At 42.7% G+C, this 16,893-nt stretch carries 17 protein-coding genes; 3 read left to right on the top strand and 14 right to left on the bottom strand.

The features are described from left to right. Positions 1-3: 3 nt before the first annotated feature. The 10 genes from IQ19_RS20035 to IQ19_RS19990 form a co-directional block, all read right to left on the bottom strand. Entirely contained in the window at positions 4-1,521 is a 1,518-nt protein-coding gene (locus IQ19_RS20035; protein ID WP_144544428.1) for an NADH-quinone oxidoreductase subunit M, read from the bottom strand. Beyond that, positions 1,518-3,386 (bottom strand): NADH-quinone oxidoreductase subunit L, encoded by a 1,869-nt coding sequence (gene nuoL / locus IQ19_RS20030; protein WP_144544427.1) that lies wholly within the window; start codon positions 3,384-3,386, stop codon positions 1,518-1,520. The genes IQ19_RS20035 and nuoL overlap by 4 nt, the downstream gene beginning before the upstream one ends. A 176-nt stretch (positions 3,387-3,562) precedes the next feature. Next, the gene (gene nuoK, locus IQ19_RS20025; protein ID WP_144544426.1) at positions 3,563-3,877 is read right to left on the bottom strand and encodes an NADH-quinone oxidoreductase subunit NuoK; all 315 of its coding nucleotides are present in this window, start codon (positions 3,875-3,877) and stop codon (positions 3,563-3,565) included. Then, positions 3,874-4,395, bottom strand: a complete 522-nt coding sequence (locus IQ19_RS20020) for an NADH-quinone oxidoreductase subunit J (protein WP_110063748.1) — start codon at positions 4,393-4,395, stop codon at positions 3,874-3,876. Before IQ19_RS20020 ends, nuoK begins: the two co-directional genes overlap by 4 nt. Next, positions 4,392-4,811: an NADH-quinone oxidoreductase subunit NuoI gene (gene nuoI, locus IQ19_RS20015; RefSeq protein WP_110063747.1), complete on the bottom strand. Its 420-nt coding sequence runs from the start codon at positions 4,809-4,811 to the stop codon at positions 4,392-4,394. Before nuoI ends, IQ19_RS20020 begins: the two co-directional genes overlap by 4 nt. An 81-nt stretch (positions 4,812-4,892) precedes the next feature. After that, complete coding sequence (gene nuoH, locus IQ19_RS20010; RefSeq protein WP_144544425.1) at positions 4,893-5,903, bottom strand: NADH-quinone oxidoreductase subunit NuoH; 1,011 nt, start codon at positions 5,901-5,903, stop codon at positions 4,893-4,895. Beyond that, positions 5,903-7,003 (bottom strand): NADH-quinone oxidoreductase subunit D, encoded by a 1,101-nt coding sequence (locus tag IQ19_RS20005; protein ID WP_144544424.1) that lies wholly within the window; start codon positions 7,001-7,003, stop codon positions 5,903-5,905. The genes nuoH and IQ19_RS20005 overlap by 1 nt, the downstream gene beginning before the upstream one ends. A 3-nt stretch (positions 7,004-7,006) precedes the next feature. Further along, positions 7,007-8,272: an NADH-quinone oxidoreductase subunit C gene (locus IQ19_RS20000; RefSeq protein WP_144544423.1), complete on the bottom strand. Its 1,266-nt coding sequence runs from the start codon at positions 8,270-8,272 to the stop codon at positions 7,007-7,009. Between the two features lie 3 nt (positions 8,273-8,275). Then, a complete protein-coding gene (locus IQ19_RS19995; RefSeq protein ID WP_110063743.1) occupies positions 8,276-8,788 on the bottom strand; it encodes a NuoB/complex I 20 kDa subunit family protein in 513 nt (170 codons plus the stop codon). Further along, positions 8,779-9,153, bottom strand: coding sequence for an NADH-quinone oxidoreductase subunit A (locus IQ19_RS19990; protein ID WP_110063742.1), 375 nt, complete (start codon positions 9,151-9,153; stop codon positions 8,779-8,781). Before IQ19_RS19990 ends, IQ19_RS19995 begins: the two co-directional genes overlap by 10 nt. Positions 9,154-9,256: 103 nt before the next feature. Between IQ19_RS19990 and IQ19_RS19985 the strand changes: the two genes are divergently transcribed. Next, on the top strand, positions 9,257-9,712 hold the full coding sequence (locus tag IQ19_RS19985; protein ID WP_144544422.1) for a hypothetical protein: 456 nt from the start codon (positions 9,257-9,259) through the stop codon (positions 9,710-9,712). A gap of 186 nt (positions 9,713-9,898) precedes the next feature. Beyond that, entirely contained in the window at positions 9,899-11,620 is a 1,722-nt protein-coding gene (locus IQ19_RS19980; RefSeq protein WP_144544421.1) for a S8 family serine peptidase, read from the top strand. Positions 11,621-11,764: 144 nt separating this feature from the next. Here the strand turns inward: IQ19_RS19980 and IQ19_RS19975 are convergent, their stop codons facing one another. The 3 genes from IQ19_RS19975 to IQ19_RS19965 all read right to left on the bottom strand — a co-directional run bounded on the left by IQ19_RS19975 (position 11,765) and on the right by IQ19_RS19965 (position 15,361). Next, positions 11,765-11,986 carry a hypothetical protein gene (locus tag IQ19_RS19975; RefSeq protein ID WP_144544420.1) on the bottom strand — a complete coding sequence of 74 codons (222 nt, stop codon included), beginning with the start codon at positions 11,984-11,986 and terminating at the stop codon, positions 11,765-11,767. A gap of 474 nt (positions 11,987-12,460) precedes the next feature. Continuing rightward, positions 12,461-15,064 (bottom strand): bifunctional acetaldehyde-CoA/alcohol dehydrogenase, encoded by a 2,604-nt coding sequence (gene adhE, locus IQ19_RS19970; protein ID WP_144544418.1) that lies wholly within the window; start codon positions 15,062-15,064, stop codon positions 12,461-12,463. Between the two features lie 69 nt (positions 15,065-15,133). Next, positions 15,134-15,361, bottom strand: a complete 228-nt coding sequence (locus IQ19_RS19965; RefSeq protein ID WP_144544416.1) for a hypothetical protein — start codon at positions 15,359-15,361, stop codon at positions 15,134-15,136. A gap of 476 nt (positions 15,362-15,837) precedes the next feature. Here IQ19_RS19965 and IQ19_RS19960 point away from each other — a divergent pair, with 476 nt between their 5' ends. Continuing rightward, on the top strand, positions 15,838-16,563 hold the full coding sequence (locus tag IQ19_RS19960) for a LysM peptidoglycan-binding and 3D domain-containing protein (RefSeq protein ID WP_144544414.1): 726 nt from the start codon (positions 15,838-15,840) through the stop codon (positions 16,561-16,563). Positions 16,564-16,641: 78 nt separating this feature from the next. Here the strand turns inward: IQ19_RS19960 and IQ19_RS19955 are convergent, their stop codons facing one another. Continuing rightward, positions 16,642-16,878 carry a hypothetical protein gene (locus IQ19_RS19955; RefSeq protein WP_144544412.1) on the bottom strand — a complete coding sequence of 79 codons (237 nt, stop codon included), beginning with the start codon at positions 16,876-16,878 and terminating at the stop codon, positions 16,642-16,644. Positions 16,879-16,893 lie beyond the last annotated feature (15 nt).

Below are 16,893 nucleotides of genomic sequence, written 5' to 3'. Positions count from 1 at the left end.
TCATCACCCTCCTATCCCAAGCATTATCGTTTCAAGTGTGGATGTCAGCGGTTCGCTCAGTACACTTGGGTAAACACCAATGAGTACAATCAAGCCCACTAAAACCAGGACAGGCACAAACTCAAACTTTCTCATATCGGTAATTCCGGCAAAATCTCTATGTGCTTTGCCGTACGTAATTCCGAGTACTGCACGAAGCAGGTAAACGGCTGTCATAATAATACCGATTGCACCGACTGCAGCCAGTACTGGCATTTCTTTGAATAAGCCAAGGAAAGCCATAAATTCACTTACGAATCCGGACATGCCAGGCAAGCCAAGCGAAGCCATTGCCCCTGCAAGCAGGAAGCCTGCCGTAATCGGCATCCCTTTTGCCAGGCCCCCAAGATTTTGGATATTGGAGGTTTGGACCCGCTCATAAAACACCCCAACAAGGAAGAATAAAAGCGCTGCTATTAAACCGTGCGATACTACCTGGAAAATAGCACCTTGAATTCCTGCCTCATTTAATGCGCCTAATCCGATTAAAACGATTCCCATGTGGGAAATAGAAGAGTAAGCGAGTACCATTTTAAAATCTGTCTGAATGAATGCCAGGAAGGCTCCGTATAGTAAATTTACTACTCCAAGCACGGCCAGTAATACGGCCAGGCTTTGGAATTGCTCGGGAAATATCCCCATACCGAAGCGAATTAAACCGTATGCACCGATTTTAAGAAGCACTCCGGCATGCAGCATAACAATGGAAGGCGGAGCTTGTACGTGAACCCGTACCATCCAGCTATGCAGCGGAAAAATGGGAAGCTTAACGCCAAATGCAATTAAAAGAGCAATCAGCATGCCCATTTTCATATCTTCAGAGATTTGCGCTACCAGCTGTGGATTATCTGCATTCATTACAGCCATCAAAGCATCAATATTGGCTGTGCCTGTACGGGCAAACAGCACCATAATGACAATCAATAGTACAGCAGATCCAAGTCCGTTATAGATTAAAAAGCTGTACGCTGCATTTTCTTTTTCAAAGTAACCCCATTTTCCGATCAGGAAGAAGGTTGGAATAAGGGTAATCTCAAAGAAAATAAAGAATAGAATCAGGTTTTCAGCTGCAAACACACCAAGCATACCGACTTCAAGCAGCAGGAATAGCATGAAGTAGCCCTTCCACTCTTTTTTTATATGAATGGAGGCAATTGCTGCAAGTGTTGATAAAACAGCTGTCAGCACGATCATGATCAGCGAGAAACCATCAAGCCCCAGCTCATAATCGATGGAGAACAAGTTTCCCAGCTGTTCGGAATTGCCGAATTGAATCCAGCTTACTTTTTCATTCAGGCCTTCAAGATTTGCGCCCGCCCGGTACTGAAAGTAGGCGATCAGCGACAAAAGCAAAGCTGGCAGGGTTGCTAAAAACCCGACCATTTTAATCAAAGATTCCTGTGTCTTTGGCAGGAACGATAAGACTAAAATACCAAGCAAAGGGGAGAAAACTAAAATTGATAGGAAATAGGCAAAATTCATTTTAAGTACCCCCCTGTTACAGCATAGATGACAACTAAAATGGCAAGGCCGACAAATGCCATGGTTCCATATGTCTGAATCTGGCCGTTCTGGAATTTGGAGCCCAGTTTGCCAAGCGCTGATGTGATGCCTGCAACACCCTTAACAATTCCTTCAACAAGGAATACTTCCAGGAAGCGAAGGAATGAGCTAAAGAATTTAGTGCCAGTAACAATTGTCAGCTGATAAAATTCATCGATGTAGTATTTGTTATACAAAGTCTTGTACGTAAGCGGTGCTCTGCTTGTGAGCCAGTCACGGGACAGTGAGCGCTTACCGTACATAAGCCAAGCAAGGAAAATTCCGAGCAGGGACACAACTGTAGCAACAACCATGATCCAAGCCGGACCCTCAATGTGGCCATGTCCCAATGAATGGTTTCCTTCTACTAGCCAATCTCCAAGGAACGTGCCGAACCATGGAGTATTTACATAACCGGCCACTACTGCCAATACACCGAGCACGACCATCGGCATGGTCATTACACTTGGCGACTCGTGGACATTTTTCATATCGCTTCTCGCTTCGCCTGCAAAAACCATAAAGAACAGTCGGAACATATAAAATGCCGTGAAGAAAGCGGCAATCACTGCCAGCCAGAACAGAACTGTGTTTCCGTGAGCCCAGGCGGCAATTAAGATTTCATCTTTACTGAAGAACCCTGAGAATAATGGCACACCGCTAATAGCCAGTGTCCCGATCAGGAAAAGCGGACCAGTAATGCGGAGCTTTTTCCATAATCCGCCCATATGTTCAATGTTTTGTGTATGAACTGCGTGAATGACACTTCCTGCTGCTAAAAATAGCAATGCCTTAAAGAAAGCGTGTGTCATTAAGTGGAACACGCCTGCCACATATCCGGCAGAACCAAGCGCCAGCATCATGTAACCCAGCTGGCTGACTGTTGAATAAGCGAGTACCCGTTTAATATCTTTCTGTACCAAGCCGATGCTTGCTGCAAAGATGGCTGTGAAAGCACCAATTATGGCAACAGTCATTAACGCTGTTTCACTTGCTGTGAAAAGCGGGAATAATGCCGCCACCAAGTAAACACCTGCTGCTACCATTGTCGCAGCATGAATTAATGCTGAAACCGGCGTCGGACCTTCCATCGCGTCCGGAAGCCAGGTGTGAAGTGGGAACTGGCCAGATTTTCCGACAGCTCCTATAAAAATTAGAATGGCTGTTAATGTGATCATAGTAGCTGAAATGGAACCAGCTTCAACAGCTGCAAAAATTTCATCATATTCGAAGCTGCCAACCTGCCAGAATAATAGAATCATTCCAATAAGAAGGCCGACATCGCCAATACGGGTCATAATAAATGCCTTTTTGGCGGCTGCCTTTGCTTCTTCTTTGTAAAAATAGAAACCGATCAGCAAGAATGAACCAAGCCCGACAAGCTCCCAGAAGAAATACGTTTGCAGAAGATTAGGCGAGATGACCAGGCCTAACATCGCAAATGTAAATAATCCTAAATAAGCATAGAAAACAGGGAAACGGTCATCGCCGTTCATATAGCCCTTCGAATACGTATGTACCAAGAAACTAACGAGTGACACGATCACAAGCATCAGTGCATTCAACTGATTAACTTCAAAACCCGCTGTTAACTGAACATCCCCTATGGTCAGCCAAACGCCTTCCGCCTTGTAAGTAGGTGCTGTAAATCGTTCAAAAAGCACCAATAACGAGTATACAAGCGACGCCAAGGTTAACAAAATTCCAATATAAGCGCTCGCTTCCTTAAGCCGTTTGCCGAATAGAATAAGGAACAAAAACGATAAAAGCGGGAAAAGCGGTATGATCCATGCATTCTCCATCATTATCACAATCCCCTTTTTTGAACACGCCCTAAAGCTTGGCAGTCCGAGTTGCCGGCGTGTCAGATTGGGACCCGCAGTGAACAGGTCCTTTCAGGCTCAGCCTTAAGAAGGGCCTCGAGCCTATTCTTTCTATATTTTTAGCCGCTATAGACGGCATTTCTCACAAAGTCCACTGATTAATGTTTCATCGTATCCATCTCATCAATATTGACGGTTTGCCTGTTGCGATAAAGCGCAATCAAAATCGCTAAACCAACTGCGGCTTCTGCTGCCGCAACCGTTATGACAAACAGGGCAAAAATCTGCCCGGTAATAGAAGGCGCAATGCCATATTTGCTAAAAGCTACAAGATTAATATTTACCGCATTCAGCATTAATTCGATAGAAATCAGGACAATGACTGTATTGCGTTTTGTTAACGCTCCATATAGACCGATACAGAAAAGAATCAAAGCCAATGCCAGGTAGGCTTGAACGGGAACTGCACTCATTCCTCCTCCGCCTCCTTCTCATCATCTCTTTTAGCCAGAACAATCGAACCAATCAAAGCTACCAATAATAAAACGGATGTTACTTCAAAAGGAATGATGAATTTTGAGTAAAGCTCTATCCCAATTTGTTCTGTATTATTTACATGAAGGTCAGTCGGTGTTTGGGCAATATCCAGGTTATAAATGCCGATGTAAACCGCAAAGGCAAAGCCCAGTACACCCAGAAACAGTAATAATTTCCGCCAGCGGCCTGTTTGAGGCTCGCTTGTGTCATTATGGCGTGTCAGCATGATTCCAAATAGCATGATAATGGTAATCGCACCGGAATAAATAAGGATCTGGACAGCTGCAACGAATTCAGCAGACAGCAGCACATAAATTCCGGCGATACTCACGAAGGTAAAAACAAGCGCGACGACCATATGCACGACTTTGGTAAGGTTCAATAAAAGCACGCCGCCGATGACCGCTACTAAAGCAAGGGACATAAACGCTAAAAACTCACCTGAAAACGTCATGCTTTATTCACCTTCCGTATATTCTCATCATTTTCATCCAGCCATTCGAGGTTTTTAAACAGCTCATCGCGGCTGTACTCCGACAATTCGAAGTTATTTGTCATAATAATCGCTTCTGTTGGGCAAACCTCTGTGCACAAATCGCAAAGAATGCATATTTCAAAGTTGATGTCATACGTATCAATAATTTTGCCTTTTTTCGCTGGATCCGGGTGTTTTTTTCCGGTTAATTGAATACAATCTGTCGGGCAAATGTTTGCACACTGATTACAAACGATGCATTTTTCCGGATAAAATTTTTGTATGCCCCGAAAACGGTCCGGCAATGGAAGCGGTTCATGCGGATATTCATAAGTCGGCTTTTCTCTTGTTAAGTTTTTAAGGGTATACTTTAAACCTTTTGCTAATCCAAGCATGTTTTCACCCCTTACAATTAAAGTGAACTTCTCTCAGTGTGAATCTTGCACTAAGAATTCTTCCTGCAAAATAGAGTTTTTTTAGAACAGATTCATAACTTCTTTGATAATAGCCGTTAAGAAAATATTGGCCAGCGCTACTGGCAATAGTACTTTCCAGCCAAACTCCATTAACTGGTCAGCCCTGATACGCGGGAACGTACTGCGGAACCAGATTAATAAAAAGATCACTACTGTAAACTTTAACGCAAACCATACAGCGCCTGGAATGAAGTCCAGGAATGAAAATAACGGAAGCCATCCGCCAAGGAATAGAACCGTTGTTAATGACGCCATTGCAAACATATATACATATTCTGCAAGCATAAACATTGCCCAGCGGAACCCTGAATATTCCGTCGTGAAACCGGCTACCAGTTCATTTTCGGACTCAGGAAGGTCAAATGGAATACGGTTTAACTCTGCAACTGATGCAATCAGGAACACAATGAATGCAACCGGCTGAAGCAGGATAAACCACACATTCTCCTGAGCTGCGACGATCTCATTCAAGTTTAAGCTTCCCGTTAAAAGAATGATTCCAAGCACGGACATGACTAGCGGGATTTCATAGGAAATCATCTGTGCTGCTGCACGCATTCCGCCGAGAAGGGCGTATTTGTTATTGGATGCCCATCCGCCCGTCACCATTCCAATCGTAGTCAACCCTGAGATGGCAATATAATAAAGCAGTCCTACACTAAGATCTGCAAATTGCAGTTTATCTGTAAACGGGATGGTTGCCATAACCATAAAGGCCGGAGCAAAGCCGATTACAGGTGCAATAATAAATAATGGCTTATCAGCAAGCTTTGGAATCGTATCCTCTTTTACTAAAAGCTTCAAAACGTCTGCGACGGTCTGCAATAGCCCCCAGCGTCCACCTACCTGGTTAGGACCCTGGCGAAGCTGCATAAAACCCATTACTTTACGTTCCGCCAATATGGCATACGTAACGAAGCCTAAAACGACTAAAAGCAGAACAACCGCCAGTAAAAAGAAGACCCCAAAGTTAAATATTCCTGCCTGGGAATGCAATAATTCCTCTACCATTAGCCATCCACCTCCCCTAGGATAATATCAACTGCCCCTAGTATGGAAATTAAGTTTGCTATGCTTTCTCCCTCCAGTAATTTTGGGAGAATTTGAAGATTATAAAATGATGGCCTTCTAAATTTCAGGCGATATGGTTCTTTCTTTCCATCACTTGCAATATAGCAGCCAATTTCCCCTCGAGGAGACTCGATTCTTACAAAAGCTTCCCCTTTAGGCGCCTTAATGATTTTCGGCACTTTTGCAAGGATATCGCCTTCAGCCGGGAACTGCTCGCAAGCCTGCTCTAAAATTTTCAATGACTCCTCGATTTCAGCCAGGCGAACCTGGTAGCGTGCCCATGCGTCTCCGCCATCCTGAACAGGAACATCAAAATCAAATCGATCATAAATGGAATAAGGCTCATTTTTGCGAAGATCCCATTTTACGCCGGTACAGCGAAGGTTTGCTCCACTAAGAGAGAAGTTAATTGCCTCTTCCTTCGTGTATTTCCCTATGCCTTTTACACGATTCAAGAAGATTTCGTTACCTGTAACAAGAGTATGGTAGCCTTTCAATTGCTCGCGCATATATGGAATAAACTCTGCTACCTTCTCAATCCACCCTTCCGGAGCATCCCATTTGACTCCGCCAACACGCATATAGTTGAAGGTCAAACGTGCACCCGAAAGCTCATTGAGCAAGTTAATAATCATTTCCCTTTCACGGAATGCGTAAAGGAGCGGGCTCGTTGCCCCAAGGTCAAGCAAGTATGTACCCCACCAAACCAGATGGCTTGCTACACGGCCGAGCTCCATGGCAATGACGCGCAAATATTCCGCTCTTTCCGGAACTTTTATATCCATCATTGTTTCAACTGCATGGCAAAGCACATAGTTATTCGTCATAGCGGATACATAGTCCATCCGGTCTGTGTAAGGAATGATTTGAGTATATTGCAGGTCTTCTGCCAGCTTTTCTGTTCCGCGATGAAGGTAGCCAATCACCGGCTTTGCTTCTTTAATGATTTCCCCATCAATTTTTAAGACGAGACGAAAAACACCGTGCGTACTAGGATGCTGAGGTCCTACGTTCAAAAGCATTTCTTCTGTTCGCAACAATGGTTACACCTCCACATCATACGGTTCATAGTCTTTCCTTAGCGGATAACCAACCCATTCTTCGCCAAGCATGATGCGGTGCAGGTTAGGATGATTTTTAAATTTTATCCCTAACAAATCATAAGCTTCGCATTCAGGCCAATTTGCCCCTTCCCAAAGCGGCTGCAATGAATCGATTGTTGGTTCATTACGATCAATCTTTACTTTTAAAGCAACAGATTGAGTGTTTTTATATGAGAATAAGTGAACATACACTTCCATATGTGTTTCGTAGTCTGTTCCATGCAGCTCAGATAAGTAATCAAACCCAAGCTGTTCATTATATTTAAGGAATTCAGCCAATTTATAATAGTAATCAGCCTTCACGATTAATGTCGGTACATCCTTGGATAGATTGTTAATATAGTAATCTTCCAATACATCTGAACCGAGATTTTCATTAATTACTTTTACATACTTATCAAGATAAGGCTGATTGACGGATGGCTTCTTCTCCTCGGCAGGTTCAGCATCAGCCTTTCCTCCAGCTGCTTTGGCTTTCGCTGCGGCTGCTGCGGCGGCCTTTGCTTTTGCTGCTGCAATTGCCTTCGCCTTTTCATCATCCGCGCCAGCTCCGCCTGCCGCTAACTTCGCCTTTGCTGCAGCTGCCGCTTTTGCTTTCGCGGCTGCGATCGCTTTCGCTTTTTCGTCATCTCCACCGGCTCCGCCTGCTTGCTTCGCCTGTGCGGCTGCTTTCGCCTTCGCTGCGGCTGCAGCCTTTGCTTTTGCTGCTGCGATTGCCTTCGCCTTTTCATCATCATCATCACCATCACCGGCTCCGGCCGCCTGCTTCGCCTGTGCGGCGGCCTTGGCCTTCGCCGCTGCTGCCGCTTTTGCTTTTGCTGCAGCTGCTGCCTTTTGCTTTGCTATATCCAAATCTTCAGCAGGAGATTCTTCTTTTGCTTCTCCCTGCTCTTTTGCTTTCTGTTTTGCCAGCGCGGCGGCCTTCGCTTTAGCGGCGGCTGCTGCTTTTTGCTTTGCCAGATCCATATCCTCTGCTGGAGACTCTTCCTTCGCTTCTCCCTGCTCTTTTGCCTTCATTTTTGCCAGTGCGGCGGCCTTTGCTTTAGCGGCGGCTGCTGCTTTTTGCTTTGCCAGATCCATATCCTCTGCTGGAGACTCTTCCTTCGCTTCTCCCTGCTCTTTTGCCTTCATTTTTGCCAGTGCGGCGGCCTTTGCTTTCGCGGCTGCCTCTTTTTTCTGCTGTTCAAGATCCTTCTCGCCGCTCATAGGTTAGATCACCTTCTTCCCAGTCTTAGCCTCGTAACGGATTTTCTCCCTCAATTTATTAATTCCATATATCAAAGCTGCCGGATTCGGAGGGCAACCTGGTATGTATACATCAACAGGAACAATCTGATCGACGCCCTTTACAACTGAATAGGACTTTACATATGGTCCGCCAGCTGTCGCACAAGAACCCATGGCGATAACCCATTTTGGCTCCGGCATTTGATCATAAAGACGGCGAAGAATCGGCGCCATCTTCTTCGTAACAGTTCCCGAAACAATCATTACATCCGATTGTCGTGGCGAGTTACGATAGAAAGTACCGAAACGCTCCAAATCATAATGAGCATTACTCGCCTGCATCATTTCGATGGCACAACAAGCAAGCCCGAAGGTCATTGGCCATAATGAATTACTCCGCGCCCAAGCTTTTATTTGTTCAAATGTAGAAAAAAACACAGTCCGTTTAATCTCTTCCATTTCTGCTTCTGGAATGTTTTCCATTTTTAAATCCATTTTAGCACCTTCTTCTTCCAAGCATATACAAGCCCAATTACAAGCATAAACACAAAAATCAACATCTCAATTAGTGCAAAAATACCAAGCTTCTCATACGCCACTGCCCATGGATATAAAAACACAGTCTCCACATCAAAAATGACAAACATAAGGGCAAAAATATAATAGCGGACATTGAACCGCACCCTAGAATCATGAAATGGCTCATTTCCGCTCTCATAAATGGTGTACTTTGCATCATAAGGATTATAAGGCCGCAAAAGCTTCCCTATAAACAACGCCACCACAGGCAGTAAAACCCCAAGACACAGAAACACAAAAACTATCAAATAGTTATTTTGATATAAATTCCAAAGCTCCATGTCCATCCCCTCCAATGCCGAAAATTTTCACAACATTTAAACATGTAACCGTAACCATTATAGCACCCTAAAACCCACGTGTCGACACAACCTCAGACTATTATTGGAAATTCTCTCGACTGCCGAACAAAGTTTTGCAGCGTTTGAGAGCTCGCTCTCAAAAAGCAGAAAAAGCTTTGTTCGGCGGGGATTCAGCCTGCTGAATCCAGAGACGCGCCAGCGGCTCGCAGAGAGAGAATTTCCAAAAGCAGAAACTTCGTTGTCGACACGTCCCCCTCCTCTGGGCGATTGCGTGATCTCCCTGAAAAAACACCCTCGAAACACATCAGGAGATGACGCAAAATCGAACCCTCCCCAATTTGGGCAACAAAAACCAACAAAAGTGCACGTGATCTGGAGCGCAGCGGAAGATGACGTGCCTAACGAATATAGCTTGCCTGCATTCATCAATAGAATATATGAGTATGCACCACCACAATATCCATCAAATTCTATTGGACTTTCACAAAAGAGCCTTTCCACCTACCATTTAAAAACAAAAAACAACCTCTGTCAGTGAGAAATGTAACACCTCCCCCCACTTTTTCATACTCATCTTTTAGATAAAAAGACAGAAGGTCTTCCTTTTTAAAAAGCCCCTAAAAAACCAACTCAATTAAAAACCCCCCAAAAGTCCCGTTTATCTGTTTCTCATCTAGGGTATAATCAAATCGTTAGAAAATTCTAAATAATCAGGAGGAATTAAATGAAAATCTTACGCATCACAACTCTATTCCTATTAATCTTTGGACTCATCTTCTCATCATCCATGTCCAGTCCAAAAGCAGACCTGCTATCCATCGAACTCGATCCAAAACTGCAAGAGCTGCTGGAAAACCCGCTAAACAACACAAATACAGAAGCCATCATAACCTACAAAGACCAACCGCAATCATTAGACATACAACTCTTACAAACTCTCGGGTTTGAAACCAAAACATACACTAACTTACCGATGGTTACAGTCAAAGGCAGCCTTCCCATGATCAACAGCCTTCTCAGCTCAGCCACCAACAACATCCTATCCATCTACTTAAATGAAGACCTTCAATACCTCATGAAAGACAGCAGAAAATTAATCGGAGTTGAATCCGTCTGGAACGACCTTGGCTACACCGGCAAAGGCGTAACTGTAGCCATCATAGATAGTGGCATTGACGCAACCCACCAGGACCTTCAATTCGGCGAAAAAGTCATCCAAAATGTGAAATTTTTAGTTGGCGACAGCTTATTCGGAGGAAGCAGCCTTTACCTTGAAAATGTCATAAACACAGACACAACCTCCGGACATGGAACACACGTGGCTGGAACCATAGCCGGCAGTGGAACAGCAAGCGATGGCCTTTATAAAGGAGTAGCGCCAGACGCAAAACTAGTTGGTCTTGGTGTTGGTGAAGGAATCAATATTCTGTGGTCACTCGAAGCATTTGACTATGTCCTTGCCAACCAGGAAAAATACGGAATCAATATCATCAGCAATAGTTGGGGCTCAACAGGAGAATACTCTCCAAACCATCCTATCAACATCGCATCGAAAAAAGCCCATGACGCCGGCATGACAGTTGTATTTGCTGCAGGAAATGAAGGGCCAGACGACAATACCCTTAACCCTTACTCTGCAGCTCCCTGGGTAATCAGTGTAGCAGCAGGCACAAAAGACAAAGCACTCGCTGACTTCTCATCCCGCGGTGTACCAGGAGATGAATACCTGCATCCTGATATCACTGCACCTGGCGTAGATATCGTAGCCACCCGTGCTTCAACAGGCTCAGTAATGAACACACTCGGAACAGTAACAGATGCAACCTATATCGATCCTGATTACCTGCCTTACTACACAACTTCCAGCGGAACAAGTATGGCAACTCCGCATATTTCCGGAGTCATAGCTCTTATGAAAGAGGCCCAAGCAAACCTAACACCGGACATGGCACTTGAACTTCTAACGCAAACAGCCGATCCAATGGAAAACTATCAATATCATGAAGCAGGGTCCGGCTATGTCAATGCCTATAATGCAGTCGAAGCAGCACAAAACATCAATGTTAACATTGGAAAGTACCGCGATAATAAAACTGGAAAAACATACGACACATACACCACGGAATATAATTGGGATGGAACAATCGGCTTGGGCGCTGCTGACGTAGGCATAGCCTCCCACGATTATAAAGACATTGCAATAGACAAAGGAACAGTCAGCCTTACCGTTCGAATTGACTGGGCCCTCGCCGCAAATGACTTGGATATGGAAGTAAGAGACTCTGCCGGTACCCTTGTCGGTTCATCCGGGAAAGCACTTTCCACTTTTGAAGAAACAATTATCCCTGATATCGAACAAGGAACCTATACAGTAGATGTAGTAGGTTATCTAAACACACTTGAAAACTATCAGGGTACTTATATAGTAGAAAAAATACTAAAGTAATTTGATACAGCTATAGAAAAAGGAGAGCGACTAACTTAGCCGCTCTCCTTTTTTGCTTCTAAAGGTATTTGCCTTTGAACGCAGGTACCTAAGGTAACGCCCTTCCGCCTTAACTCAAACTACCGCACTCATTTACACTCCCCTCTACTCCAAAACCTCCCCATCCTGATAATTCCTCATAAAACTCTCCACGGCTTCTTCCAGCGATCCATTCGCATCAGGCACCTGAACAAGAACCTCATTTCTCTGCTCAACCGTTGTAACCTTCACATGATTAAAACGATTAATCTCCAGCTGAACCTGTAAATCCTCCGCTATCTCATTAGCCTGAAACTGATCACTTAGTAAAAAACGAAAATTCTTCACACAACTTCATCCCTTCATAACCATTTATCACTGCTAACTTCCTTATACTTCCTCAACTCTCCAATAAATATTAATCCCCAATTTCCGAAGGACGGAGTATTTCACAAAAATTAAATCCAAATGTTAGATAAATTATGAATCATGCTAGATAAATTCAAAAACCTGCTAGATAAATCCTGAAATATGTAACATAAAAACACAAACATGCTAGAAAAATTTCATTTGCTTATGATCAAAACCCCATTACCCACTAAATCTCCACAACCGGTCCCTTTAGATGCCATTTTCAAAATTTATGAACCGCTCCCCCGATTTTTCGCCTTACTTTTTTCATTTTTATGAACAACTTTCCCCAAAATACGTACAACTTTTACAATATATGCACCACTCTCCGACGCAAAGCGGTTTCTTCGGATTCCATACACTAGCAGGTCACCAGTAAAAAAACAGCCCCAACCAAGGGGCTGCCAAAAATCAAACGCCTTTAAATGCCTTCCGATAAATTTCAGCAAGTTCTGCCACTAATGGAAGTTTTGGATTAGCAGTTGTACATTGATCTTCAAATGCTCTCTCTGCAAGGAAGTCCACTCTGCTTGCAAATTCTTCTTTTTTAACACCGTTTGATTCAATGCTCATCGGAATGTCCAATTCTTTTGCCAGTTTAATAACCGCCTTGATTAAGCTCTCTACTCCTTCTTCAGTGGTTCTTGCCGGCAATCCCAGCATTCTTGCAATTTCAGTATAACGCTGGTCTGCAATAAAGCTTTCATATTTTGGGAATGCAGTAAACTTCTTAGGTTTCTCCGCATTATAACGAATGACATGCGGCATTAAAATTGTATTGGCACGTCCATGGGCAATATGGAACTCCGCACCAAGTTTATGCGCAAGGCTGTGATTAATGCCAAGGAATGCATTGGCAAACGCCATTCCTGCAATAGTGGAGGCATTATGCACTTTTTCACGGGCTAATTCATCCTTGCCATTTCGGTAAGCCCTTGGCAAATACTCAAACACTAACTGTATGGCTTTGATCGCCAAACCATCCGTGTAATCATTTGCCATTACTGAAACATAAGCTTCAATGGCATGTGTCAGGACATCCATGCCTGTGTCTGCCGTTATATCCTTCGGCACTGTCATGACAAATTGCGGATCGATAATCGCTACATCCGGGGTTAGCTCATAATCTGCAAGCGGATATTTAATGTTTGCCTCTTTATCGGTAATGACAGAGAACGATGTTACTTCAGACCCTGTTCCAGAGGTTGTCGGTATCGCAACAAATTGCGCTCTTTCTCCCACCTTGGGATATTTTACAATCCTTTTTCTGATGTCTAAAAACTTCTGCTTCAGGCCATGGAATTCAGTCCCGGGATGCTCATAGAACAGCCACATTCCTTTTGCTGCATCCATCGCAGACCCGCCGCCAAGCGCAATAATCACATCCGGCTGGAAGCTTGCCATCATTTTAGCACCCTTCATAACCGTTTCAATAGATGGATCCGGCTCTACCTCAGAGAAGATCTCGCAATGAACATAGTCCGGACGCTTTCTTAAGTAGTATAAAACTTTATCAACATACCCAAGTTTTACCATTCCTGGGTCAGTCACAATAAGAGCCTTAGAGATATTCGGCATTTTCGTTAAATATTGAGTTGAATTTTTTTCAAAATAAATCTTAGGCGGAACCTTAAACCATTGCATATTCACGTTCCTTCTCGCCATTTTTTTAATATTCACCAGGTGTATGGCCCCCACATTGGTAGATACAGAGTTTCCGCCGTACGTACCGCATCCGAGTGTCAATGACGGCATATAAGCATTATAGATATCGCCGATTGCTCCTTGAGAAGATGGTGCATTCACAATAATACGGCCTGCTTTCATCCTAGTGCCAAACGCCTGCATAACCCTTTCATCTGTTGAGTGAAGAACTGCTGAGTGACCCAGGCCTCCGAATTCAAGCATCTCTTCCGCTCTCTTTAAACCTTCTTCTAAATTGTCTGCCTTAAAACAAGCCAGCACTGGGCTTAACTTTTCTCGGGAAAGCGGGTATTGTGGGCCTACTCCCTTTAGTTCCGCAATTAAAATCTTTATATCTTCTGGTACCGTTACTCCTGCCATTTGGGCAATTTTATACGCAGGCATCCCGACAATATCTGCATTAACTGCACAGGATTTTTCATTGATCACCAGTTTTTCAACCTTCTGCTTTTCTTGTTCGTTTAAAAAGTAACAGCCGTTTGCGATTAATTCACTCTTTGTTTCCGCATAAATTTCTTTATCTATGATGACGGCTTGTTCTGATGCACAAATCATTCCGTTATCAAAGGTCTTGGATAATATCAGGTCATTAACGGAACGTTTAATATTGGCGGACTTTTCGATATAGCAAGGTACATTTCCAGGTCCAACCCCAATTGCAGGCTTGCCTGAGCTATAAGCCGCCTTCACCATACCAGCACCGCCTGTTGCCAGGATGAGTGAAATTCCTGGGTGATTCATCAACTGTCTTGTTGCTTCAAGGGAAGGTGTCTCAATCCATTGAATGCAGTTTTCAGGTGCTCCAGCTAAAATAGCGGCATCACGCAGTACTCTTGCTGCCTCACTGCTGCATTTTTGCGCAGACGGATGGAAAGCAAAAATGATCGGATTTCTTGTTTTAATCGAGATAAGTGCTTTAAACATGGTAGTAGAAGTTGGATTTGTAACCGGCGTAACTCCAGCTATAACTCCGACAGGCTCAGCAATATGGCAAATGCCTTCATTATCATTTTCTTCAATGATTCCAACCGTTTTATCATATTTGATATTGTGGTAGACATATTCAGTCGCGAACATGTTCTTAATCATTTTATCTTCATAAACTCCGCGCTTTGTTTCCTCTACTGCCAGTTTAGCTAGCTCCATATGCTGATCGAGTCCTGCTAGAGCCATTTCTCTTACAATCATATCGATGACCGCCTGGTCAAATGCATCAAATTCTTTCAATGCTTCCTGCCCTTTTTTTACAAGAGAATCAATCATTTTTGCAACTGCCGCATTCTCACTTAACACTTTTTCTTCAACCGCCATTATAGCCACTCCTTATATATTGTGAAATTTTTCACAAATGTACTTAAAAAAATTTTACCTAACAACTGTCTACTCACAAACTGGATTACGGGGGATTCTTTCAAAAGAAATGTCCGTGATCATTTTTGCGCTTCTCTTCACGATAATCACATAATTGACAGTCCATATATATGCGGGAAACTCATCATTCCCTTTAAACATCATTGCTTCAAACTCATCCCCAATCATTTCTTCAAAAGCAGCTTGTGTATATGTTTCTGCATCAGTTGAAAAAGTTCTCCATTCGCAACTCATCATGACTATCACTCCTTTTTGTATTACCTGATTTAAGAATATCATGGATAAATAACAATCGTTTGTGAATCATTGAACATTTTATGAAATTTTATATTATATCACTTTACCCTTATTTTGTAAACGCTTTCTTAAAAAATATCTGTTTTTTATCTTCATTAGCAAATCCCTATCAAGCTTAAAAGTCTGAATAATGATCTTTTCGTTATCTTATAGAAATCTAGCCTTCCAATAAATCCCTAAAAATAACGTATAGTTTTAAATATTATCCATTTCCTCCATTATAAGGTCCAGTTATGACTATTATTGTAAAATACATAATCTATTGTGATCATATATTCTGAATATTCGTTTAATTAGACATTTTCTCGTTATCTTACTGAAATGTCCGTAATTTAATTATAACTTCCCTGTTCTTTTTCTCAGAATCTTCTGTGTTAGCATAGAAACCGTAAAACAAGCTATTAGGAGGTTATTCGATGAAAAAGTATTTGTATTATATGCTAGCGGCAATAACCATCTGGAGTGCAGCAGGTGCCAGTGTACAAGCAGAAGAAGTAGTTGTAAATAAGGGAGATACTCTTTGGTCTATAGCACAAAAACATGAAGTTTCTGTTCAAGATATTAAAAATTGGAATGGCTTATCAACAGATCTTATTCACCCAAATGATAAACTTGAAGTTTCGCCTGAAGAATTTTACATAGTGAAATCCGGTGATACTCTCTGGAATATCGCCCACACATACGGTGTTAATGTTAATAGCCTTAAAGCATGGAATCAATTAAAATCCGATCTTATTAAACCAGGCTTGGAGCTTATTATATATAGAAATGGAACAAAGCAGGCAAAAGCTGCAGAACCTTCAAACACAGTAGTAAAAGCAGCTGCTACTACTAAGCCTGCCACTGAAAAATCTAAAACTCTTACTGTCACAGCAACTGCCTATACGGCCAGCTGTGAAGGATGTATTGGAATTACCAAGACAGGAGTTAATTTATTAGAAAATCCAGATGCTAAAGTAATTGCAGTTGATCCAAATGTCATTCCGCTAGGATCAAAAGTGTATGTAGAAGGCTATGGTTATGCTACTGCTGAAGATATTGGCGGAGGAATTAAAGGAAATGAGATTGACGTATTTATCCCAACAACAGAAGCGGCTATGGAATTTGGAAGAAAAGATGTTAAGATCACAATTTTAAATTAAATATTATATAAGGAAAGAGGCCCCTCTCAGCAGTGGCCTCTTTGTTAAGTTAAAACTAAATCTATTATTGGATTTATACTAAGACGTTACGAGGCTCTTTTCTAACATCTTGCCAAACGCTTTTAAAAGGTTATGAAAACATTTTATCCGTATTGTTTCGTCGAACAAAAACACATTGAATATTTCCGTTTCAAGCATAATCAATATCTTCTTTGTTGCATCTTCCTTCATGGAAGTGCTCATATTCATATTAGAAAGATAATATGTTAATTCTCTTTCATAGTATTCTACAGTTCCAAACAAAACAGTCGACAAGGATTTCACCCCCTG

Source organism: Cytobacillus oceanisediminis, from assembly GCF_007830235.1.
GTDB classification, from domain to species: domain Bacteria; phylum Bacillota; class Bacilli; order Bacillales; family Cytobacillaceae; genus Cytobacillus; species Cytobacillus oceanisediminis.
This window is presented reverse-complemented; position numbering and strand designations above follow the sequence as displayed.

Bases quoted from the DNA above. Each gene is read 5' to 3' on its own strand.
- IQ19_RS19980 (WP_144544421.1), top strand. From the start codon at position 9,899: ATGAAAATCTTACGCATCACAACTCTATTCCTATTAATCTTTGGACTC.
- nuoI (WP_110063747.1), bottom strand. From the start codon at position 4,811: ATGCTTGGATTAGCAAAAGGTTTAAAGTATACCCTTAAAAACTTAACA.
- IQ19_RS20020 (WP_110063748.1), bottom strand. From the start codon at position 4,395: ATGACGTTTTCAGGTGAGTTTTTAGCGTTTATGTCCCTTGCTTTAGTA.
- IQ19_RS19995 (WP_110063743.1), bottom strand. From the start codon at position 8,788: ATGGATTTAAAAATGGAAAACATTCCAGAAGCAGAAATGGAAGAGATT.
- adhE (WP_144544418.1), bottom strand. From the start codon at position 15,064: ATGGCGGTTGAAGAAAAAGTGTTAAGTGAGAATGCGGCAGTTGCAAAA.
- nuoH (WP_144544425.1), bottom strand. From the start codon at position 5,903: ATGGTAGAGGAATTATTGCATTCCCAGGCAGGAATATTTAACTTTGGG.
- IQ19_RS20000 (WP_144544423.1), bottom strand. From the start codon at position 8,272: ATGAGCGGCGAGAAGGATCTTGAACAGCAGAAAAAAGAGGCAGCCGCG.
- nuoK (WP_144544426.1), bottom strand. From the start codon at position 3,877: ATGAGTGCAGTTCCCGTTCAAGCCTACCTGGCATTGGCTTTGATTCTT.
- nuoL (WP_144544427.1), bottom strand. From the start codon at position 3,386: ATGATGGAGAATGCATGGATCATACCGCTTTTCCCGCTTTTATCGTTT.
- IQ19_RS19965 (WP_144544416.1), bottom strand. From the start codon at position 15,361: ATGATGAGTTGCGAATGGAGAACTTTTTCAACTGATGCAGAAACATAT.
- IQ19_RS19990 (WP_110063742.1), bottom strand. From the start codon at position 9,153: ATGGAGCTTTGGAATTTATATCAAAATAACTATTTGATAGTTTTTGTG.
- IQ19_RS20035 (WP_144544428.1), bottom strand. From the start codon at position 1,521: ATGAATTTTGCCTATTTCCTATCAATTTTAGTTTTCTCCCCTTTGCTT.
- IQ19_RS19960 (WP_144544414.1), top strand. From the start codon at position 15,838: ATGAAAAAGTATTTGTATTATATGCTAGCGGCAATAACCATCTGGAGT.